Here is a 21,208-nt window from a genome sequence, read left to right as displayed (position 1 = left end):
ACTAAGGAGCGCAAAGATGCCGCTTGATGCTACAATGGCCCCGGCCAGCTTTGACCCGGAGACCCGCACGGTAGAGGCCGTCATTGCTACCACATACCCCGTCATGCGTCGGGATGCGCGCGGCATATACTCCGAAGTGCTGGACTTTTCCACCCTGGACTTGAGCAATGCCACCAATTTGCGTGTTCTCGACAGCCACCGCACTGCGAGCGTCCGGGACGCAATGGGCACAGTAGAAGCGGTTCGCGTAGAGGGCGACAAGCTGATTGCCAAACTTCGGTTGAGCGCCGCCGATGATGTGGCACCGGTTTTGCAACGGATCGCAGACGGCACCATTCGCGGTGTTTCCATCGGGTACCGCGTGAAGCGGTGGTCTGAGCAATCCAGCGGAGGCACCCGCACCCGCCGCCCCATGGAATGGGAGCTTACTGAAATCACCCTGACTTCGAACCCCGCCGATCCGGCAGCAACACTAAGACAAAAGGAGGCCACCGTGCCCAATGATGTGATTGACACGACCCCGGCAGATGAAGCCGAAACGACCCGCCGCACAGAAATAAGGTCGCTGGTGCGATTTGCTGGCCTTGAGCCTGCGATTGCAGATGATCTGATCGATGCAGGTGCGGACCTGACCCGCGCCAAGGCCGAAATCTTTGACGCGCAACAGAACCGCCAGCGTAGCGCCCCGATCATCCGTAGCCACGCCCCCGCAAACGATGATCCGGCGGTCATCACGCGCCGCCAGACGGACGCGGTTGCCTATCGCATGGCCGGTGGTGAACTGCCCGAGGATGCGCGCCAGTATGTGAATTTGAGCCTGCGCGACATGGCATCTGAAAGCCTTGCACGCGAAGGTATCTCGACACGTGGCATGTCCGCCGATGAAGTGTTCACCCGCGCAGCTCATACATCCAGCGATTTTCCCCTGGTTGTTTCCAACGCCGCAAACAAGGTGGCGCTCGATACCTACAAGGCGGCGGAAAGCCCTTTGAAATCCCTGTGTCGCCAGAAAACGCTGGCGAACTTCAAGGAAAGCATCGCCATTCGCTTGGGTGAAATGGGGCGCTTGGAGCCGCTGAATGAAGATGGCGAGATCAAGGCAACCAGCCGCGCGGAGAACGGCGAATCCATGCGTCTGAAGACCTTTGCGCGCGGTCTGACTGTCACCCGTGAATTGCTTATCAATGATGACCTCAACATGTTGGGTGATATGACCGCAGCCCTTGGTGAAGCCGCCGCGCAGACCGAAGCTGATGAACTGGTGAAGCTGCTCATTGATAACCCGGCCATGTCAGACGGCATTACTGTCTTCGACGATAGTCGGGGCAATGTGCACGATGTGGCAAATGCTTTCGAGACCTCAGGGGGCGCGCAGCTCGCAATAGCTGCGGCACGCAAGGCTATGCGCAAGCGCACCGGCCTAGACGGGAAAACCCTGATCAACGTCAGTCCACGGTACTTGCTGGTGGGGCCCGATATCGAGGATGAAGCGGAAAAGGCCTTGGCGGAGATATATCCCGCGACCTCTGCCGACGTGAACACAATGGCAGGCAAGCTCGTCCTGCTGGTCGAACCCCGCATTACGGACAGCACCGGCTTTGTATTCGCAGATCCGGCGCGGCTGGCAGCGATGCAATATGCCTATCTCTCCGCCGCTCAAGGGGTCCAGATCCAGCGGACCGAAGCGTGGGATACACTGGGGCTGAAATTCCGGGCATTTCTCGACTTCGGATGCGGTTGGCTGGATTGGCGTGGCGCTCATAAGGTTCCAGCGGAATGACCCAGGAAGATCAAGACCATTTGTTTCAGCTAAAAGCGCGCCGCAAAGAGCTTCAACTTGCCCGCTTCTCGGGGCTTCTGACAGTCGCCTTTGGGGAAGATACCGTCACCTACAAGTCGGACGCCCAGATGGCGGCCGCCTTGGCGGCGATTGAAGTCGAAATCTCGAAACTTACGCGCGGGCCACGCCCGCGCACCACTTATCCACAGACATCGAAAGGACTGATCTGATGCGCAATTTCATACAGCCCGGTGACACGCTCACCTTCACCAGCTCCGATCCGGTTAACTCCGGTCAAGGCGTTATGATGAACTCCCTCTTCGGGGTAGCAGCAAGCGCCGCCGCCGCCGGTGACCCCTTCGAAGCCGCCGTGGTTGGCGTGTTCGAGCTGCCGAAGACTGCGGGCGCGATCACGCCCGGTGCAAAGGTATATTGGAAGGCAGACACAGCCGACGTCACCACCACCGCATCCGGGAATAAGCTGATCGGCGCTGCCACTGAGGCCGCGACTGACGGCGCAAATTTGGTTCGCGTCCGCTTGAACGGCGCGGCGGTGTAGCGAGGGGGATTAGACGGTGTCAGCGATCAAGGCAACAGTGAGGCAAACGGACCTGACCCGCATGTTGAAGGCATGGAAGGCGGCGTGGGGAACGCCGCCTGCCGTTCATGTCCAGCCTGACGGTACAGTTGTTATGATGCCCTCGGATGCCAGTGCTGAAGTAAATCAAGCGGACATTACCCCATTCGATAAATGGAAGTCGGATAATGAAGCAAGTTAGTTTGCCCAAGAATGTTCATCGCGTTCGCCGTCGTTTAGCCAATGGCCTGAGCCGCTGGCATTTCTATGCTTGGCGCGGTGGCCCAAGGTTCTGGACAGATGATAAAAAGGTTCCGGAAGATAAAGCCTTTTTTCACGCATTTTCCGAAGCTACAGCTCGCCCGAAATCCGCCGATTACATGGTTCCCCAAATGGTGGATGATTTCTTGTCCAGCAGTTCGATGCCGCAAGCGAAGCGATCACGCGAAGATGCGAAGAAGTGGGCATGGAGATTTGCTCAGCACTTTTCGACTGCGCCCGCCGCTATCTTTGAGGATCGCCGCGCGCGCGGCGAGTTAAACAAATGGCGCGCGGTTTGGAAGCACTCACCAAAACAGCACGATATGGCTGGCACTCACGCGGTGCGGGTATTGAACTGGGCTGTTGAGGAGGGCTTACTGTCTGAGCATCATTGCCACAAATTGCGCCGCCTGTACGAAGTGGACCGTTCCGGCGTGGTTTGGACCCGTTCCGACCGTGACGCGATCAACGCAATCGCGCCGGAGTGGGTGCAGCGGATCTTGTGCGTAGCCTGTGAAACCGGCCTGCGTCCGGGCGATCTGATCAAGCTGACCCGCGCGGCGGTGGAGAACACGCCAGCCGGGCGGCGTCTGCGTGTCCGCACAAACAAGCGCAAGAAGCTGGCACATATCCCGATTACGCCCGTACTCGCAAAAGTGATCGACGCCATACCCACCGGGCAACTGCTGATTCTGACCAATGCCAGCGGCGCGCAACTGACTGAGCATCGCGCGTCTGAGGGTCTGCGCCAATGGCGTGACAAGGCCGGATTGAACCGTGATCTGAGATTGCAGGATTGCAGAGGTACAGCGGCAACGCGGCTCTTGGACGCTGGCCTGAGCCTGTCGGAGATTGCCAACCATATGGGCTGGTCAATTCGCAATGCGGCGAACGTGATCGAGCATTACGCCCGCGTATCACCCGACGAAACCGATGCTGTGCTGGTGAAGCTGGCACGGGCCAAAGGGGGCGCACAGTGAACAAAACTGTAAACGCACCTGTAAACCGCGCACTGCGCGCAAACTGAAAGGACTGCTAAGTGATTGAAAAGGCTTGGAGGCGAGTAGGAGAATCGAACTCCTGTACACGGATTTGCAATCCGCTGCGTAACCACTCCGCCAACTCGCCGCCTTTTGCTGCTATAAACTGGGACTTTAAGCGCTGCAAGGGCGAACATGGTTGCCGCGCAGGGTTGATTTGACGGGGTTCGGGGGCTGCTTGTTGTGCCGTTGCTGCGCGCTGCGGGTTGTGGCACATTGCATCAAACAGGATTCTGACAGGCGGGCAACTTTCATGACCGATTTCTCCAAACGCCGCACGATGATGGTCGACACGCAGGTGCGGCCCTCTGATGTGACCAAATTTCCGATCATTGATGCCATGCTCAGTGTCGCGCGCGAAGACTTCGTGCCTGCCACCCAGCGGGAGGCTGCTTATGTGGGGGAAAACCTCAATCTGGGGCAGGGACGTGTCCTTCTGGAGCCACGCAGTCTTGCAAAAATCCTTGATGTGCTGGCGATTGGCGGTGACGAACTGGTCCTCGATGTCGGCTGCGCGATGGGCTACTCGACTGCGGTAATCGCGCGGATGGCGCAAGCTGTAGTTGCGGTCGAAGAGGACGAATCCATGGCCCGTGAGGCGCAGGATGCGCTGGTGGCGGCCGGCGCTGACAACGCGGTCGTGCATACCGGCGCGCTGGTGGATGGTGCCCCGCAACACGGACCCTATGATGTGATCGTGCTTCAGGGCGGTGTGGCGGAAGTGCCCGCGTCCTTGCTTGAGCAGCTCAAAGAGGGTGGCCGAATTGCAGCGATGTTTATGTCCGGCCCGCTCGGCGAGGTTCGCGTGGGGCACAAACGCGCAGGCCAGGTAAGCTGGCGGCTTGCCTTTAACGCTACCGCGCCGATCCTGCCGGGCTTTGACAAAGAAAAAACGTTCAGTTTTTGAGTGGGCAAATAACTTGTATACATACGTCGGTTCACCGTTGATATGTACAAATAAAAACATGCTCGGAGGCATATCGAATGGTATTTGGTGAGATCAGGAAGGGCGCAGCACGCTTCGCTCGCGTGGCTGCTGTGATAACGACCGCTGCCGTAATAACCGGCACGACCGCACGGGCGGAGACATTAGCTGACGCGCTGGTAAGTGCTTATAATCATTCAGGACTTCTTGATCAAAATCGCGCGCTATTGCGTGCTGCCGACGAAGATGTTGCAGCAGCGGGTGCCGCACTCGAACCCGTACTGCGCTGGACAGCAAGCATTACCGAAAGCATCGGGCGGGGGCAGGGCTCAAGCGCACTAGGCGCACTGAATTCTGACAGTCTAGTGGCAAGCGGTCAGTTGATTGCGGATGTTCTGCTGTATGATTTCGGTGCGACGGCATTTGGTATCGAGGTTGCCAAGGAAACGGTACTGGCCACGCGACAGTCCCTCATCGGGATCGAGCAGCAGGTTCTGCAACGGGGTGTGCAGGCCTATATGGGCGTCATCGAGGCGGCTGAATTCGTGACACTGCGCCAAAACAACGTTCGGGTACTCACGCAGGAGCTGAGTGCTGCGCGCAATCGCTTTGAAGTGGGCGAAGTCACGCGTACAGATGTTGCACTAGCCGAGGCACAGCTGGCGCAGGCGCGAAGCGGTCTGGCCGGCGCCCAGGGTAATTATGCCATCGCCGTCGAGGAGTATCGCAATGTGATCGGGCGTGCGCCTGGCCGCTTGTCTCCACCACCGAGCCTGCCAAGGATCGGGAGTGATATCGAGGCGGCGAAAGCTGTTGCCGTACGCAACCACCCGAATATGCGTGCCGTGCAATATCAGGTTTCCGCAGCGGAGCTTGCAATAAAGGCAGCGGAAGCGAGCAAGCGTCCGACAATCAGTGCACAGGGTATCCTGTCGCTGAGCGAGAACCTAGATAGTAGTAATTTTAACAGAGGTGCCAGCATCGGCCTCAATGCTGGCGGTACGTTGTACGCCGGTGGTGCGCGGTCCTCTGGAGTGCGTAAGGCACAGGCGCAGCGTGATGCACAGCGTGGCAACCTGCACGTTGTGCGGCACAACATCCAGCAAAACGTCGGTATCGCCTATGCACAGCTCAGCTCCGCGCGGGCCACGATTGACGCCTCAGACCGCCAGATCACGGCGGCGCGGATCGCTTTCCGCGGTGTACGTGAGGAGGCGACGCTGGGAGCACGAACCACTCTGGATGTTTTGGATGCAGAACAGGCCCTTCTGGATGCCGAAGCGGCGCGGATTTCTGCGCAATCACTGATCTACAACGCAGCATATGCAGTCTTGGCGTCGACCGGCCAATTGACTGCGCGTGAACTGCGGTTGCCAGTTCAGCAATATGACGTGAACGAGTATTATAATCTGGTCAAGAACAGCCCCACCTCGCAATCTAAGCAGGGCAAGCAACTGGACCGTGTTCTACAGAAATTACAAAAATAATCCGGAAGCTGGTCTTTCATACCGATTGGAAAGGGCCGCTCCATATGGGGCGGCCATTTTTATTTCTCGGTAGAACAAGCATTAAGGTAACGAGCTAATTTTATATTTTTAAAGATTTTTCGCACCATTGTGGGAATCGGTTATGCGGGTTATCTTTGCTCCTGAGCAGAGAGTGGTAAAAAATGTCAAAAGCCGTAACAAACGAAGAGGTTGAAGATGTACTTTCTTCAATCCGCAGATTGGTTTCCGAAGACAAGCGCCCCCTCGCAGGTCTGCGCAGCGCACTGGCGCCGCAAAACGACGCTGACGAGTTCGAACCTGACAAACAGCCGGAGCGTCCTGTCGCTGAGGTTGACCGTTTGGTATTGACCCCCGCCCTACGCGTAGCGCCATCCGAGCCTGAGCCGCTGCACCGTCCACAGGCCGAAGAAGCTGACCGCCCACTCGATCTTGGATCTGTTGCGCGTCAAACTTGGGGTGCGGATGATCGCGCAGCCGTTTTGCCTGATGATGTTTCTGCCGATAAAGGCCACGATTCTCCGATGGTTTTGTTCCCTGCCGCGAGAACTGCGAATGACACGGACACTCCTGATCTGGCGATGGACGCACTTGACGCGTTGGTGCACGATGCGATTGAGAGTGAAATGAAAGCCGTCGAGAAAGCCCATGAAGACGGTGATTACACCGACGAAGGATTTTGGGAAAAAGATGAAGACGATGCTGCCTCGGCGCAAGCGGGCGGTCAGGATGGCAACAGTCTAATCGAGACTGAAGTATCGACCGCGGGGGGCGACAAATGGGACCTTGGCGAGGACGGATTCGACGGTCAAGCCCCCAGCTCGTACCACATCGATCCAGCGCCAGAAGACCAGATCGACGAAGCACCGTTTTTCGATGGTGCAGCTGAAAGCAGCCACTCTGAAGAGATAATTGAAGGGGCGAGAAAAAGCGCCTCTGTCACGCCTCTAGTTTCCAAAATTGCGGCATTGGGTGCGGCAATGGGAGGCACACGCCAAGCTTGGGAGCCTGAAGCCGAGGATGCGGACGAGATCATCGCCGGTGGAACCCAGCCAATGGCATGGGAGGATGATGTCGAGCTTGACGCCAGAGGTGAACCGCTTGTCTCAGCGCCCGAAGAGATGGCGCAGGGCGAGATGGCCCACACCCCCGAAGCGCAGGATGACGCCGCCGCTACGGCAGGCTTATCTGCAGAAGATCAGCTGATGGATGAAGAGGCTCTTCGTGATCTGGTGAGCGAAATTGTGCGTGCAGAATTACAAGGCGCCTTGGGTGAGCGGATTACGCGCAACGTGCGCAAACTGGTGCGACGCGAAATCCACCGTGCGCTGACCGCGCAAGAACTGGAATAATGTCTAGGTGACCTCGGCGGCGGCTGCGATAAGGGCATCGAGGTCGAAATAAGCTTCGATATGTGCGGCAAGCGCGTCCAGTGTTTCTTCGATTTGGTCTTCGAATATGACAGACGTTGGTGCGCCGAGCGCTTCAAGAAACGCCCCACGAAAGCTATCTGATGCGAATATGCCATGCAGATAGCAGCCTAGAATGCGGCCATTGCGGCTCGCAGCGCCATCATCACTGTTTCCAAGGCGTAGCCACGGGTGCGCACAGTCGGGTCCGTCGGTTCGGCCCATGTGGATCTCGTATCCGCTCAGGTCACTACCGCTGTCTAAGTGCTGTCCTTCGCGGAGCAACAGGTTTTTGACCGGTTCAAGGACGGTGTGCACGTCGAGGTGGCCCAACCCGTCGACAGTTCCGGCTGGTCCTTCGATTCCGCTAGGGTCACTTATTGTTTTACCCAACATTTGGTAACCGCCGCACAGGCCCATGACATGTCCGCCACGCCGGATATGGGCGGCAATGTCGATGTCCCAGCCTGCATCACGCAGAGCTGCCAGATCGGCGATGGTTGATTTACTACCCACTAATAGAACCAGATCAGTGTTCGCAGGGATTGCCATGCCGGGTGTAATCATTTGGAGGTCTACCGCCGGTTCCGCCGCCAGCGGGTCCAAATCGTCGAAATTTGCGATGCGCGGCAATTGCGGTACCGCCACAACAAGTCCCGCACCGCCCGAGCGCGCCCGCGCTGGCAGGTCCATCACGTCCTCTGCGGGAAGGCGTGATGCGCGGTCGAACCATGGTAGCACCCCCAACGAAGGCCATCCCGTGCGCGCCGCAATATCATCGCGGCCGCCATCAAACAGGCTGCGGTCACCGCGGAACTTGTTGACACAAAACCCTTTTATAAGCGCGTTATCGGCATCGCTCAGCACTGCCTGTGTTCCGACGATCTGGGCAATGACACCGCCGCGATCAATATCGCCCATCAGGATCACAGGCACGCCTGCGGCACGTGCAAACCCCATGTTGGCAATGTCGCCCGCGCGTAGGTTCGTTTCGGCGGGTGATCCTGCTCCCTCGATCACAATCAAATCACACGACGCGGCAAGGCGCGAAAAACTCTCCAGCACTGCGGGCAGTAGCGTTTTCTTATTACGGCCAAAATCGCGCGCCTCCTGATGGCCCGCAACCTGTCCCTGTACGATGACCTGCGCGCCAGTGGCGGTTTGCGGCTTTAGCAGGATAGGGTTCATGTCGGTGTGGGGGGCAACGCCGCAGGCCCGTGCCTGAAGCGCTTGCGCGCGACCTATTTCGCCACCGTCAGAGGTGACGGCAGCATTGTTGGACATATTTTGTGGCTTGAAAGGGCGCACAGTCAGGCCACGATTGCGCAGGGCGCGTAGAATGCCGGCGACGATCATCGACTTGCCGACATTGCTGCCAGTCCCTTGAATCATGATCGCTTTTGCCATTGTGTGCCCCTTTGTTTTATTACGGCAAGTTGGCTTAAACAGGGCGGAAGGAAAAGAGGATAAGATGAACACACCTGCACATCTTCTGATCGGTGCAGCCGCGATGGGCAAGCGTGGCCAACCCGCCGTGATCTGGGCTGCGGTAGCGGGGGCATTGACGCCTGACGTGTCACTTTATGTGCTAGCGGCAGGCGCGCTCTATGTGCTTGGTACGCCGCCTGATATTGTATTCAACCAGCTCTATTTCTCGGATGCGTGGCAGGCAATCTTTGCAGTTGATAACTCATTTATCGTTTGGGGCGCGCTTTTTGGAATCGCGTGTTGGCGGCGCAGGGCATGGGCGGTGGCCTTCGCCGGTGCGGGTCTGATCCATCTGGCTCTTGATTTTCCATTGCATCATGACGACGGGCGCGCCCATTTCTGGCCAATCAGCAGTTGGGTCTTTGAAAGCCCGCTCAGTTATTGGGATCATGGGCACGGGGCAGCATGGATTGCTCCGCTTGAAGGGGCGCTCGCAGCTGCGGCGGCTGTCAGGTTATGGCTGTGGCGGCCGGGGTGGAGGATAGGAGTGACCGTTGCAGCCCTTCTGGTTGCGGAGCTGTCGGTTACATGGATCTGGGTTTTCGTGTTCAGAACATAAAAAAACGCAGCTCTAAAGCTGCGTCTTTTTTACCTTGCAGAACCTACAGCGCGTTTAAGCGGCTTCGGCCTGCTGCGCAGCGTTGCGGCGCTCTGATTCTTCGCGGGAAAGGGCGACGGACGTACGTACACCTTTACCAACAAAGTCCATAAGACCGGTCACAACACGCTCGTTCGGGTCAATGCCCGCACAGCTTAGTACTTCGCGGCCATCACGTGAGCGCGCCCAACGGGCAATCTGCTCTGGACCGTTTCCATATTTCTTGTCGTCAGCTATTGCGTCATCCAATGCGGCCAGTACTACCGCTGCAAACAGTTTACGGGCACGGTTGCCTTGCTCATTATTAAAGGCAGTGCCATCAACGAAATCTTTCAACTCGTCGTCCTTCCATTATTCTTGCTCTTGTCATTTTCGGCGTCTGCCTCTTCTGACATATCATGAGCGATTCGGATACCCTGTTATCGCATGGCCCCTATGCAAAAAACGCATAGCTTAGAGGTGCTCTACTACTAAACACGGCTCCTTGTGTGTGCTTTCTACCCAAGATATAGGACGGTTCAAGAAATCATCAACCTTTTGCCAGAGTTTTGACACATGCCCAAAATCAACGGAAACGAGATTCGCCCCGGAAACGTATTGGAACATAACGGTGGTCTTTGGGCTGCGGTGAAGGTCGATCACGTTAAACCGGGCAAAGGTGGTGCATTTGCGCAAGTCGAAATGAAGAACTTGCGCAACGGTTCCAAACTCAATGAACGCTTCCGCAGCGCCGATAAGGTGGAAAAGGTACGCCTCGAGCAGAAGGACCAGCAGTTTTTGTATGAAGATGCGGGAATGCTGATCCTGATGGACACTGATACCTACGAGCAAGTCCAGCTTGCTGCCGATTTGTTGGGCGAGCGACGCCCGTTTTTGCAAGACGGCATGATGGTTGTGGTCGAATACCACAACGAGGAAGCGATCAATGCCGCATTGCCGCAGAAGGTTACATGCAAGATCGTCGAGACTGAGCCTGTTGTGAAAGGGCAGACTGCTGCCAATTCATTCAAGCCTGCACTGTTGGACAACGGTATCAAAGTTTCGGTACCGCCATTTGTCGGACCGGACGAAGACATCATCGTGAATACGGAAACCTTCGAGTACGTCGAGCGCGCCTGAAGCATAGCTCTTGGAGACCTAATAGAGGCGCAGTCCCGAAGGGGGCTGCGTTTTCCATTTCAGTCGATGCGCGTGAGCGTCGCGGCGTCTGCTGTCATCTCGCCCGTTGCGCGGTCGTACCGAAGATAGGCGAGCGCCTCGTTGCCTGCACGGGTGAGCAGGGTGCCTGCGGGTTTGCCCTGCGCTATGATTGTGGAACCGGTGCCCGCATCACCCGAAACGGCAACCTTGGCCAGCCCTTTACGCAGCTCGGTTTTATGCTTCATCCGCGCCGTGACTTCCTGTCCCACGTAACATCCTTTGCGAAAGTCGACGCCGTGAAGGCGCTCGAACCCCATTTCCAGAATGAAACTGTCAGGCTTAAGCTCGATCCCGCTTTGCGGGATCATGTGCGCGACATAGACAGCATCCCAATCCGTTTCGCATGTCTGCTGCGCGGTATCGCGATAGGCGCGCCAGCCAAGGGCGGTATGACGTGGATCGGGCAGGGCATCTGCGGGCCTGTCGCCTGTGCCACGGTGCAGGTGAAAATCCGTCATGGTGATCTGTACATCAGCGCGTAACTTGTACATCGACAACCGCTGAATCAGCATGTCGGCCTGCGCTGAATCGGCGTCCAGAAGCACATCTTCGCCCTCGGCAAAGATAAAAAAATCGGCCATGTATTTGCCCTGCGGCGTCAAGAGCGCGGCATAGACCAGTCCGTGATCGATCCCTTTGATGTCATTGGTGATAAGACCTTGCAAAAAATCGCGGTTGGCGGTTCCAGAGAGGCGCAGGATGCGTCGGGAAGATGAGGTCATCGGGGTATCCTTTTAGTATCGTCTTTTATATAGCAATTTACGGCCCGTATTACAGGGGCATCGTAGAAGGACCGCCCAATGCGCGCGCAGATTTCAGTTATTGTGCCGACCCTGAACGCCGAAGGCGCTTTGGGTGCGTGCCTTGCTGCGTTGATGGAGGGGCTTGAACACGGGCTGATCCGCGAATTGATCGTGAGCGATGGTGGTTCGGACGATGCAACGGGAGCCACTGCGCAGGCATGGGGCGCCTTGGTTGTGCACGGCGCGGCATCACGTGGTGGGCAGTTGCGGCGCGGTGCTGCGGCAGCGCAGGGCGACTGGCTGTTGGTGGTGCATGCCGATACGGTTTTGGCAAAAGGCTGGACCGATGCGGTGCACAAACATCTCGAGGATCCATCGAAGGCAGGTTGGTTCACCCTCGCGTTCGACCAGCGCGGATTGGCTGCGGGCATCGTGGCGGGATGGGCCAACATGCGCAGCGCTTTGGGACTGCCCTATGGTGATCAGGGGCTATTGATCCACCGCACGCTTTATGACGCGGTGGGGGGCTACCCAGACCAGCCGCTGATGGAGGACGTGGCGATAGCGCGGGCATTGCGCGGGCGACTTAGTGCGCTCGGTGCGGTCGCGGTAACGTCTGCCGATAAATATCGCGCCCAGGGATGGCTGCGGCGCGGCGGGCGCAACTTGTGGACACTTCTACGATATGCGGTGGGTACATCTCCACATGCCCTGGCACGGTCCTACCGTCGGGAAAAGTAAACGTGAGGCAGATTTGCGTCGCGGCACTTCAGATGCCGAACAGGCTGTTACCAATGCGCTGGAGCAGGTTCGGCTGACGCTCTTGCCCGTCATTTTCACTGCGCCGCATGACCCCGCGCCTGCGATCCGAGACGATCTTGCCATCCTTGAATTGCAGTCTGTAAAGATCGGCATAAATGCCGCCCCGTGCCAGCAACTCCTTATGGGTGCCTTCATCCACAGCGCGGCCACGGTCCATCACTATGATCTTGTCGGCGTTGCGAATGGTGCTGAGGCGGTGGGCAATGACCAGCGTTGTCCGTCCCTTTGACAGACGGTCAAGCGCGTCCTGCACGACCTGCTCGGACTGTGCATCGAGCGCGCTTGTTGCCTCGTCGAGCAAAAGTACAGGCGTGTTGCGGAGCAGCGCGCGGGCAATGACGACACGCTGGCGCTGGCCTCCTGACAGGGCAGAGCCACGCGGACCCACATGGGTATCAAGACCGTGCTCGAGCTGGGGCAGGAAGTCCGATACGAAAGCCGCATCAAGCACGTCCTTTAGTGCTTCGTCGGTCACATCGGTCCGGCCTAGCACGATATTCTCGCGAAGCGTCTCATCGAACAAAAGCGCCTCCTGACTCACCACCGAGAACAGAGTGCGCAAGTCAGGAATATTCATCTCAGTGGTTGCGACACCGCCGATCCGCACGGTGCCGGTGGTTGGGTCAAGCAGGCGGGTAAGCAAGTTGAATATGGTGGATTTCCCTGCGCCGGATGCCCCCACAAGGGCCGTTGTCTGGCCTGCTTTTGCTGTCAGAGACAGGCCATGCAGTACTTCTGTATCACCAAATGAGAGCGTCACATTTTCCAGCGTGATATCAGAGGCCCCTTTAGGCGACGAAAGAGGGTTGGCGGGCGACGTCTGGCTGAGGGGGGCATCCATCAGCTCTTTGATCCGCTCAAGGGCGGCAGCGGCTGTTTGCCATTGGCCGCTGATGCCGCCCAGACGGCGCAGCGGGTTGAAGGTAAAGCCCATCGCAGTGAAAAAAGTCATGAACTGGCCGATGGTCTTATCGCCCGATATAATCTCGGACCCGCCGTAAAGGATCACGGCCATGAAACCGATGCCCGAGATGATATCGATCATTGCAGGAATAGCAGAGCTGCCAAACGCGGTGCGCACTTCGGTAGAGACAAAGCGCTTGGTGATATCGCGGTACTGTCGCGACTGGTAGGCCTCCAGCGCGTTTAGCTTGATCTGGACGATTCCGTGGAAGACCTCATCCAGACGGGTCGATAGGGTGGCCCCCAGATCGCGGGCCTCGCGGGCACGGCTGCGCACAAACCGTTGTGCAACAGCGGCAGGCAGGACCATCACCGGGATACCGATACAGGCCAGCAGCGCCCAGATAGGATCAATGGAAATTGCTACGCCGAGCAGTACGACCAGTCCGATCAAATCGCGGCCCGCGCCCGTGATGATCGCGCGCCAGACATCGCCCACGGCGTTTACGTCCGATTGTACGCGCTGCACCAGAAAGCCCGGCGGGTGGGTTTGGTGAAAGGCACCATCCTGCTGCATCATCCGGTCGAGCAGATCTATACGCATATCCGCAGCCGAGCGTTGTGCGATCCGTGTCAGCAGCACCTTTTGCGCGACACCGGACACCGCGCGCACCAGAAAAATACCCATGAGCACGAAGCCCACAACCAGCAGCCACGATTGCTCTCCTGCGACAAACACGCGGTCGAACATGGGCTCCATAAGCTTGGCCATTGCGCCAAGGCTGGCGCCTTCCAGCATCATAAACAGGATCGCTACAGCCAGTTTGCCCATGTGGCGGCGCAGATAATCGCGCCAGAGCCAGCGCAAAAGAACGCCTGAAGTGTAGGTTTGTTCGCTGCTCATGGGGGGATTGGCCTTTGATTTTGGCGCTTGGCGCTTTGAGCTAACATAAAGCGGCCCTCGGCGAGGGGCAAGCATGTGCCGCGATTGACGCTGTTGCCGCTTTGAGTATGGTTCACTTAACAGCCGATCGTGGCAAATGTTTGATATATAGGACCGATACGCATGACCCGAACGCCAAACCTGTCACATGGTCGCGGATACCTCGCGATTCCCGGCCCTTCCGTGATGCCAGAAGCCGTTTTGCAGGCGATGCACCGCCCCGCGCCGAACATCTACGCGGGCGAGTTGGTAGATATGATGCCGGGCATCATGGCAGATCTCAAACGCGTTGCGCGTACCAAGCATTATGCGGCGATATATATTGGCAACGGTCACGCCGCTTGGGAAGCTGCGCTAAGCAATGTAATTGCTCCCGGAGAGCATGTTCTGGTACCTGCTACAGGCCGCTTCGGTCATGGATTCGGAGATATGGCAACAGGGATCGGCGCGCAGGTGCAAATCCTCGAGTTCGGCAAATCCTCTCCGATGGATCTTGATGTGATTGCTGCCGCACTGGCCGCGGACGAGGATCACAAGATCAAAGCGGTGCTTGCGGTGCATGTGGATACCTCCAGCTCTGTCTTGAATGATATCAAGGGGGTACGCGGCGTTCTGGAGGCTACTGGACATCCCGCACTGTTGATGGCCGATTGCATCGCCTCGCTGGGCTGTGACCGCTTTGAGATGGACGACTGGGGCGTGGATGTCATGGTCACAGGCTGCCAAAAGGGGCTGATGGTGCCGCCCGGATGCAGCTTTGTATTCTTCAACGAGCGCGCTCAAAAAGTGCGCGAGGCGATGCCGCGTGTCAGCCGTTATTGGGACTGGATACCGCGCAGCACGGCGACAGAGTTCTGGATGTACTTCAACGGCACCGCACCCACGCATCATTTATACGGACTGCGGACTGCCCTTGATATGATCCACGATGAAGGGATCGAGAATGTCTGGGCACGTCACGGTGTGCTGGCGCGGGCAATATGGGCGGCATGCGATGCATGGGGTGCGGGTGGCGACCTGCGCATGAATATTGCTGATCCGTCCTGCCGCAGCACCGCCGTGACCTCTCTTCGTCTGAACGGAAATGACGGTACGCGCCTGCGCAATTGGGTCGAGCAGGAGTTAGGCCTGACCCTCGGCATTGGTTTGGGCATGGCCGAGGTCGGTGATCCGGCCCGCGATGCGTTTTTCCGTCTTGGACACATGGGCCATGTAAACGGCCAGATGATCATGGGCCTGTTGGGGAGTATTCAGGCCGGACTATCGGCGCTGGGCATCGCTCACGGGCGGGGCGCGCTGGATGCGGCGGCAGATGTGATCGCAGGAGGTGAGGCAGATGGGTTATCCGCGCCGTCTTCCGATACAGTTGATGCAGTGATGAATGACCCAACCTGTTGCGGCCACGGCCAATAGCCCCCAGATCGCCCATATCATCATGAAAATCCATGTGATGTTCACTCCGAACATCACAACCGCAGCTTTTGTGTAGTCGGGCGCGCTGCCCGGGCTGTTGTGCATCAGTCGCCTCATCGCTGAAGTATTCAACAACACTAACGCCTGTTTTCCAAACGTCAGCCTTTTTCTGCGCTCTCCAGCGCAACCGGCAAGGCGGTGGCAAGAGCATCCAGCATTTCAGGCGTGCCACAGCTGATGCGAATACAGCGGTTCTGTGGCGCTATGAAAGGCATGCGCACAAAAATACCTTGTGCGATGAGGCCGTCGAGGACCGCTTTTGCAAAGACGGCATCGCGGCCACAGTCGATGGTCACGAAATTAGTGGCAGAGGGAATCGGCGTGAGGCCGCAGCTGCGCGCGATCTGTGAGATGCGATCGCGGGCTTGGACAATTTGATCCTGCACTTGAGCAAGATAGGGTTGGTCTTCAAGTGCGGCGAGCGCGCCCGCCTGTGCTGCGCGGTTCATGCCGAAATGGTTTCGCACCTTGTGGAAGGCCGTGATAAGATCGGGATGCCCGATGGCATAACCGACACGTGCACCTGCAAGGCCATATACCTTTGAAAACGTGCGCATTCTAATGACGCGCGGATCATCTACCGGCAGAGACAGTGCTGTGCACTCGGGCGCACATTCGACATAGGCCTCGTCCAGCACCAAGAGCGTACCTGCGGGCAGCGCATCGAGGGCTCTTGCGATCTCTGCGCCGCTGTGAACGGTCCCCATGGGATTGTCAGGGTTGGCAAGGTACACAAGCTTTGCGTCAACTTCGGCGGCTTTTGCGAACAGGCTGGCAGGATCCTCGCGGTCGTTGACATAAGGTACTGTATGCAGTGTGCCGCCAAAACCCGCGACATGGTAATTGAATGTCGGATAAGCGCCGGCAGAGGTCACGACCGCATCCCCTGTAGCAACGAACATGCGCACCAGATAGCCAAGTAACCCGTCGATTCCCTCGCCCACCATAATGTTGTCCGGACTGCAGCCATGATGGGCAGCAAGAGCCATGCGCAGATCAAAACTTTCAGGATCGCCGTACATCCATTGCGGCGTTTCCGCCATCGCAGTGATGGCTGCTGGCGAGGGGCCAAATACACTCTCGTTCGCACCCAGCCGCGCAGTAAAGGCAGCGCCGCGCGCGCTCTTGCGTCTCCGGGCCTACAAAAGGGACCGTGGCGGGCAGTGAGAGGGCAAGCGGGGTAAGGCGTATATGTGTCATGCGCCGCAGTTAATGCGGGACCTGCGGTGAGAGCAAGCCTCGTGATGCGCGCGCGCTGGCGGAATGGCAAGTGCCGCCACGTTTTGCTGGTGCGTAGGGTGATGTTCTGCTGTGATCATGGTGAAATTAGCACCGGAGGAAAGCTCATGTCCCGCGTATCAGTCACCTACGAGAACCACATTGCCCATGTCCGTTTGACCCGCGCTGACAAAATGAACGCGGTTGATCAGGAGATGATCACGGCAGTTATTGCCGCGGGCAACGAGGTCGCAGCCTCGGATGCGCGGGTGGTGATCGTGTCGGGCGAAGGCAAGGCATTTTGTGCGGGCATCGACATTTCCGGCCTGTCTGGCATGATCGGCAAGGACCCAGCAGAATTACTTATGCCGCGCACACATGGTGCGGATGCGGACGGCCAAAACACCACCAACCAGTGGCAGGAGTTTGCGATGGTCTGGGCGCGGATGGATATCCCCGTGATCGCTGCGGTGCAGGGCGTTTGTTTCGGCGCTGGCATCCAGTTGGCGCTGGGCGCGGATATCCGGATCGCGGCACCGGACGCATCCTTTGCGGTGATGGAGATGAAATGGGGCATTGTTCCAGATATGGGGGGGATGGTTTTGTTGCCGCGCCTTGTCCGCTCGGATGTGCTGCGGCTGATGACCTACACGGCAGAGCCTATAAGTGCAGAGCAAGCGGAGCGCTGGGGGTTGGTAACGCAGCTGGCAGATAATCCGCTGGCGGCAGCGCAGGCGCTGGCGGAGACTATAGCGGGCAAAAGCCCATCAGCGGTGCGGGCGGCGAAGCGCCTGATCGCGGTTGCACAGACGGCCGACGAGGCGGCAGTTCTGGATGCGGAGTCCCGTGAGCAGGTGGCCCTGATGGGTAAGCCGCACCAGATGGAGGTTGTCGCAGCGGCCTTTGGCAAACGTGCGGCGGTCTTCAAATAGCATCAATCTCAATGGCTTGACCCACCGGATTTACGATCAGTGCAAATACGAAAAGGGGCGCGGGTGTTCATACCTGCGCCCCTTTTTGTTGATTACCCAATTTCGGCGAGGCGATCGTAAGCGGACTGTAGTTGGTCCGCTTCTTCCTGCCTTTCGTCGAGGTTGGCCTCGGCCTCCGCTACCACTTCGGGCGGTGCGGAGACGGCGAACTTGGGATTATTCAGCCGCCCTTTGAGGCCGCCGATTTCCTTGGCCAGTTTGTCGAGCGATTTCTGCAGGCGGTTCTTTTCTTCGGTGATATCGATGATGCCTTCGAGAGGCAGGCCGAAGGTGGCACCGGCTGCGCTGATGGCAACTGTCCCTTTTGGGAACTCGTCTGCTTTGTTGAGGGTCTCCACACGGGCAAGGCGTTTAATCATTGCCTCGTTATTGTCCCATGCCGCCTGCGCTGCCGCATCCATTACAGTGACGATCATCGGCACCTTGAGGCCTGCAGGCACATGCATCTGGGCGCGGGCGGAGCGAATGTTTTCAATCAGCGAGATCACCCAGTTAAGCTCGCGGTCGGCAGCTTCGTCCAGATTATCGGCGGTGGTATAAGTCGGCCAATCGGCATGGACGACCATCTTGGTGCGTTTGGCGGTCTGGCCCCAGAGTTCTTCGGTGATGAATGGCATGATCGGGTGAAGCAGGATCAGGCATTGATCTAGCACCCAAGCCATTGTTTCACGGGTCTCTTTCGCCAAGGGACCTTTGCCGTCGTCATCTTGAAGCAGCGGCTTGGAAAGCTCTACGTACCAGTCACAGACCTTGCCCCAGACAAAGGCATAAAGCGCATTGGCGGCATCGTTGAAGCGGTAGGTCTCAAGGGCTGCGTCGACTTCTTCGCGGACGCGTGCTGTCTCGCCGATGATCCATTTGTTCAGCGTCGCTTGGGGTTTTGGCATAGTAGATGGCGCACCCTGGAACACGCCGTTCATTTCGGCGAATTTATGGGCGTTCCAGACTTTTGTGCCGAAGTTGCGGTAGCCTGCGATGCGCGATGCGTCAAGCTTGAGCGCGCCGCCGAGGGACGCCATGGCAGCGTTGGTAAAGCGAAGCGCGTCGGCGCCATACTCGTCGATGATTTCGAGTGGATCAATGACGTTGCCGACGGATTTCGACATCTTCTTGCCCTTGGCATCGCGTACGAGTCCGTGAAGATAAACGGTGTCGAAGGGGATCTTTCCCGTGGTATCAAGCTGCATCATCATCATGCGCGCGACCCAGAAAAAGAGGATGTCCTGACCTGTGATGAGATCGGAGGTGGGAAAGTATTTTTGAAGCTCTGGCGTCTCCTCGGGCCAGCCGAGGGTGCCGATAGGCCAGAGGCCAGAGGAGAACCATGTGTCGAGTACGTCGGGGTCGCGCCAGACAGGGAAGACGATCTCTGTCGGGTCCTGACTGAACGCGTATTTGCCAAGACTTTCTGCCAAGGCATGCATTGCTTCGGCGCGTGTCGATACTTCAATCACGCGCGCATGGTTAAGCGGGGTCGGCAAGGCAGCAGTGAAATCCGCGAAACCCTCGCTGGCCGCGTCAAAGTTAGCGGCACATTGAATGTGGTCGCCGCCTTCTGGCAGCGATTGATCCAGCAACAGACGGCCAATTTCAACTAGATCCAGGACTCCATCACCTTCGTCGTCAAGGAATCCGCTCGCGTTTAGATCGAGGCCGTACCAGACAGGGATCTGGTGTCCCCACCACAGCTGGCGCGAGATGCACCACGGCTCGATGTTGTCGAGCCAGTTATAGTACACCTTCTCGCCGCTCTCCGGCATGATTTTGACATCGCCGTTGCGCACCGCGTCGAGGGCGGGGCCGACGATCTGGTCGGTGTCCACGAACCACTGATCCGTGAGCATTGGCTCGATCACAACCTTCGAGCGGTCGCCGAAGGGCTGCATGATGGGTTTGCTCTCGACGTATGGGACAGTCTCGGTCTGCTCGATCTTGTTGCCTTCTTCGTCCTTCACCGTGCGCGTCACATCATGCATGACGGCGAGGCCTTCAGCGGTGATGTCCGCCACGATTTTGTCGCGCGCGTCGAAGCGGTCTAGACCACGGTAATCTTCGGGTACCATGTTCATCGCAGCGATCATCGCCTCGTCGAACGTCTGCTCGCCATTGGCGATGGCTTGGGCCACGTCGGCCTCTTCGGCGTAGGGTTTGCCGTCGGCGCGCATCGAGGCTTTGGTGTCCATCAGTGAATACAGGGGGATATTGTTGCGCTTGGCCACTTGGTAGTCGTTGAAGTCATGCGCGCCTGTGATTTTCACAGCACCAGAACCGAAGTCCTTATCGGGATATTCGTCTGTGATGATGGGGATCAGGCGGCGGAGCGCTTTTGGACCAACAGGAATTTCGCAAAGTTTTCCAATAATTGACGCGTAACGCTCATCTGACGGGTGAACCGCAACGGCCCCGTCACCGAGCATGGTTTCAGGGCGCGTTGTTGCAATTGAGATATAATCGCGCGTCTCGCGCAGCGTCTCAACGCCGTCCTCGTTCTTTTCGATATATTCATAAGTCGCACCGCCCGCGAGAGGGTATTTGAAGTGCCACATGTGACCGGGCACTTCGGTGTTCTCGACTTCGAGATCCGAGATCGCTGTCTCGAAGCGCGGGTCCCAATTGACCAGACGTTTACCACGGTAGATTTTGCCCTCGTTGTACATTTGTACAAATACCTTGATCACGGCATCGTGGAAGTTGGGCGAATTCTCGTGGCCCTTGCGGGTATCGCCCGGCGCGCCGGACATGGTGAAGGCGTTTCGCGACCAGTCACATGACGATCCGAGACGTTTAAGCTGGCCTACAATGGTGTCGGCGGTGGCCTCTTTGTAGGACCATGCATGGGCAAGGAATTCTTCGCGGCTCAGATCGGTGCGTTTGATCCCCTCTTTGGCGAGTTGGTTTTCCACGGCCAGTTGCAAGGCGATACCGGCGTGGTCCTGACCTGGCTGCCAGAGCGTGTCGAACCCGCGCATACGGTGCCAGCGCGTCAGAATATCCTGCAGAGTGTTGTTGAACGCATGACCCACGTGCAGCGAGCCGTTGACGTTGGGCGGCGGGATCATCACGCAATACGTCTCGGAGCGCGAGGCATTTGCCCCGGCCTTGAAAGCGCCAGAGCTTTCCCAAGCGGCGTAGAGGCGTGCCTCGGCTTCTTTTGCGTCGAAGTTTTTTTCCAGTGCCATGATCGTGGCCCCCGTCATTTGTGTTTGGAGTTTGATGTAACGGAGGAACAGCGTGAGGGGAAGGGTGCATGGGGAGTGAGGTGATTAGCCAGGTTGGTGCATGCCGGACGCAGGCGTGGTGTGACGTTATGTGCAGGCTGGACAGGCTGGGA

The 21,208-nt window shown here is 57.9% G+C and carries 18 protein-coding genes, 1 tRNA gene and 1 pseudogene; 13 read left to right on the top strand and 7 right to left on the bottom strand.

Features of this window, described 5'->3' with window-relative positions; genetic code table 11:
- Positions 1 to 16: 16 nt before the first annotated feature.
- The 5 genes from C8N30_RS02360 to C8N30_RS02345 are packed head-to-tail and all read left to right on the top strand — an operon-like array spanning position 17 to position 3,598.
- Complete coding sequence (locus tag C8N30_RS02360; protein WP_025062889.1) at positions 17 to 1,780, top strand: prohead protease/major capsid protein fusion protein; 1,764 nt, start codon at positions 17 to 19, stop codon at positions 1,778 to 1,780.
- Positions 1,777 to 2,010, top strand: coding sequence for a phage head-tail joining protein (locus C8N30_RS02355; protein ID WP_025062888.1), 234 nt, complete (start codon positions 1,777 to 1,779; stop codon positions 2,008 to 2,010). The genes C8N30_RS02360 and C8N30_RS02355 overlap by 4 nt, the downstream gene beginning before the upstream one ends.
- Entirely contained in the window at positions 2,010 to 2,339 is a 330-nt protein-coding gene (locus C8N30_RS02350) for a DUF2190 family protein (protein WP_025062887.1), read from the top strand. Before C8N30_RS02355 ends, C8N30_RS02350 begins: the two co-directional genes overlap by 1 nt.
- Positions 2,340 to 2,355: 16 nt before the next feature.
- Positions 2,356 to 2,559 carry a hypothetical protein gene (locus C8N30_RS19150; RefSeq protein ID WP_025062886.1) on the top strand — a complete coding sequence of 68 codons (204 nt, stop codon included), beginning with the start codon at positions 2,356 to 2,358 and terminating at the stop codon, positions 2,557 to 2,559.
- Entirely contained in the window at positions 2,546 to 3,598 is a 1,053-nt protein-coding gene (locus C8N30_RS02345) for a tyrosine-type recombinase/integrase (RefSeq protein ID WP_232222828.1), read from the top strand. Before C8N30_RS19150 ends, C8N30_RS02345 begins: the two co-directional genes overlap by 14 nt.
- A gap of 74 nt (positions 3,599 to 3,672) precedes the next feature.
- Here the strand turns inward: C8N30_RS02345 and C8N30_RS02340 are convergent.
- Positions 3,673 to 3,746, bottom strand: a tRNA-Cys gene (locus tag C8N30_RS02340).
- Positions 3,747 to 3,911: 165 nt separating this feature from the next.
- Between C8N30_RS02340 and C8N30_RS02335 the strand changes: the two genes are divergently transcribed.
- The 3 genes from C8N30_RS02335 to C8N30_RS02325 all read left to right on the top strand — a co-directional run bounded on the left by C8N30_RS02335 (position 3,912) and on the right by C8N30_RS02325 (position 7,440).
- Positions 3,912 to 4,565 carry a protein-L-isoaspartate O-methyltransferase family protein gene (locus C8N30_RS02335; protein ID WP_025062884.1) on the top strand — a complete coding sequence of 218 codons (654 nt, stop codon included), beginning with the start codon at positions 3,912 to 3,914 and terminating at the stop codon, positions 4,563 to 4,565.
- A gap of 77 nt (positions 4,566 to 4,642) precedes the next feature.
- Positions 4,643 to 6,070, top strand: coding sequence for a TolC family outer membrane protein (locus C8N30_RS02330; RefSeq protein WP_025062883.1), 1,428 nt, complete (start codon positions 4,643 to 4,645; stop codon positions 6,068 to 6,070).
- A gap of 182 nt (positions 6,071 to 6,252) precedes the next feature.
- Positions 6,253 to 7,440, top strand: coding sequence for a hypothetical protein (locus C8N30_RS02325; protein WP_025062882.1), 1,188 nt, complete (start codon positions 6,253 to 6,255; stop codon positions 7,438 to 7,440).
- A gap of 3 nt (positions 7,441 to 7,443) precedes the next feature.
- Here the strand turns inward: C8N30_RS02325 and C8N30_RS02320 are convergent, their stop codons facing one another.
- Positions 7,444 to 8,904: a cobyric acid synthase gene (locus C8N30_RS02320; RefSeq protein ID WP_025062881.1), complete on the bottom strand. Its 1,461-nt coding sequence runs from the start codon at positions 8,902 to 8,904 to the stop codon at positions 7,444 to 7,446.
- Between the two features lie 64 nt (positions 8,905 to 8,968).
- On the opposite strand from C8N30_RS02320, the gene C8N30_RS02315 reads away from it, so the two are divergent.
- Entirely contained in the window at positions 8,969 to 9,544 is a 576-nt protein-coding gene (locus C8N30_RS02315) for a hypothetical protein (RefSeq protein WP_025062880.1), read from the top strand.
- A gap of 54 nt (positions 9,545 to 9,598) precedes the next feature.
- Here the strand turns inward: C8N30_RS02315 and C8N30_RS02310 are convergent, their stop codons facing one another.
- Positions 9,599 to 9,919, bottom strand: coding sequence for a DUF6280 family protein (locus tag C8N30_RS02310; protein ID WP_008228933.1), 321 nt, complete (start codon positions 9,917 to 9,919; stop codon positions 9,599 to 9,601).
- A gap of 219 nt (positions 9,920 to 10,138) precedes the next feature.
- On the opposite strand from C8N30_RS02310, the gene efp reads away from it, so the two are divergent.
- Positions 10,139 to 10,702 carry an elongation factor P gene (efp, locus tag C8N30_RS02305; RefSeq protein ID WP_025062879.1) on the top strand — a complete coding sequence of 188 codons (564 nt, stop codon included), beginning with the start codon at positions 10,139 to 10,141 and terminating at the stop codon, positions 10,700 to 10,702.
- A 59-nt stretch (positions 10,703 to 10,761) separates the two neighbouring features.
- Here the strand turns inward: efp and ygfZ are convergent, their stop codons facing one another.
- Complete coding sequence (gene ygfZ, locus C8N30_RS02300; protein WP_025062878.1) at positions 10,762 to 11,505, bottom strand: CAF17-like 4Fe-4S cluster assembly/insertion protein YgfZ; 744 nt, start codon at positions 11,503 to 11,505, stop codon at positions 10,762 to 10,764.
- A gap of 78 nt (positions 11,506 to 11,583) precedes the next feature.
- Between ygfZ and C8N30_RS02295 the strand changes: the two genes are divergently transcribed.
- Positions 11,584 to 12,267 (top strand): TIGR04283 family arsenosugar biosynthesis glycosyltransferase, encoded by a 684-nt coding sequence (locus C8N30_RS02295; RefSeq protein WP_025062877.1) that lies wholly within the window; start codon positions 11,584 to 11,586, stop codon positions 12,265 to 12,267.
- A gap of 28 nt (positions 12,268 to 12,295) precedes the next feature.
- On the opposite strand, the gene C8N30_RS02290 is transcribed toward C8N30_RS02295, so the two are convergent.
- On the bottom strand, positions 12,296 to 14,155 hold the full coding sequence (locus C8N30_RS02290; RefSeq protein ID WP_025062876.1) for an ABC transporter ATP-binding protein: 1,860 nt from the start codon (positions 14,153 to 14,155) through the stop codon (positions 12,296 to 12,298).
- A gap of 162 nt (positions 14,156 to 14,317) precedes the next feature.
- Here C8N30_RS02290 and C8N30_RS02285 point away from each other — a divergent pair, with 162 nt between their 5' ends.
- A complete protein-coding gene (locus C8N30_RS02285; RefSeq protein WP_025062875.1) occupies positions 14,318 to 15,607 on the top strand; it encodes a pyridoxal-phosphate-dependent aminotransferase family protein in 1,290 nt (429 codons plus the stop codon).
- A 158-nt stretch (positions 15,608 to 15,765) separates the two neighbouring features.
- Here the strand turns inward: C8N30_RS02285 and C8N30_RS02275 are convergent.
- Positions 15,766 to 16,867, bottom strand: a pseudogene (locus C8N30_RS02275) (pyridoxal phosphate-dependent aminotransferase).
- A 146-nt stretch (positions 16,868 to 17,013) separates the two neighbouring features.
- Between C8N30_RS02275 and C8N30_RS02270 the strand changes: the two are divergent.
- Positions 17,014 to 17,817, top strand: coding sequence for a crotonase/enoyl-CoA hydratase family protein (locus tag C8N30_RS02270; RefSeq protein ID WP_025062874.1), 804 nt, complete (start codon positions 17,014 to 17,016; stop codon positions 17,815 to 17,817).
- 92 nt (positions 17,818 to 17,909) lie between these two features.
- Here the strand turns inward: C8N30_RS02270 and C8N30_RS02265 are convergent, their stop codons facing one another.
- The gene (locus tag C8N30_RS02265; RefSeq protein WP_025062873.1) at positions 17,910 to 21,056 is read right to left on the bottom strand and encodes a valine--tRNA ligase; all 3,147 of its coding nucleotides are present in this window, start codon (positions 21,054 to 21,056) and stop codon (positions 17,910 to 17,912) included.
- Between the last annotated feature and the right edge of the window lie 152 nt (positions 21,057 to 21,208).

Source organism: Sulfitobacter guttiformis (genome assembly GCF_003610455.1).
In the GTDB taxonomy this organism is placed as follows: domain Bacteria; phylum Pseudomonadota; class Alphaproteobacteria; order Rhodobacterales; family Rhodobacteraceae; genus Sulfitobacter; species Sulfitobacter guttiformis.
The sequence above is the reverse complement of the archived record's forward strand: the minus strand, read 5'-3'. Positions and strand labels throughout refer to the sequence as shown.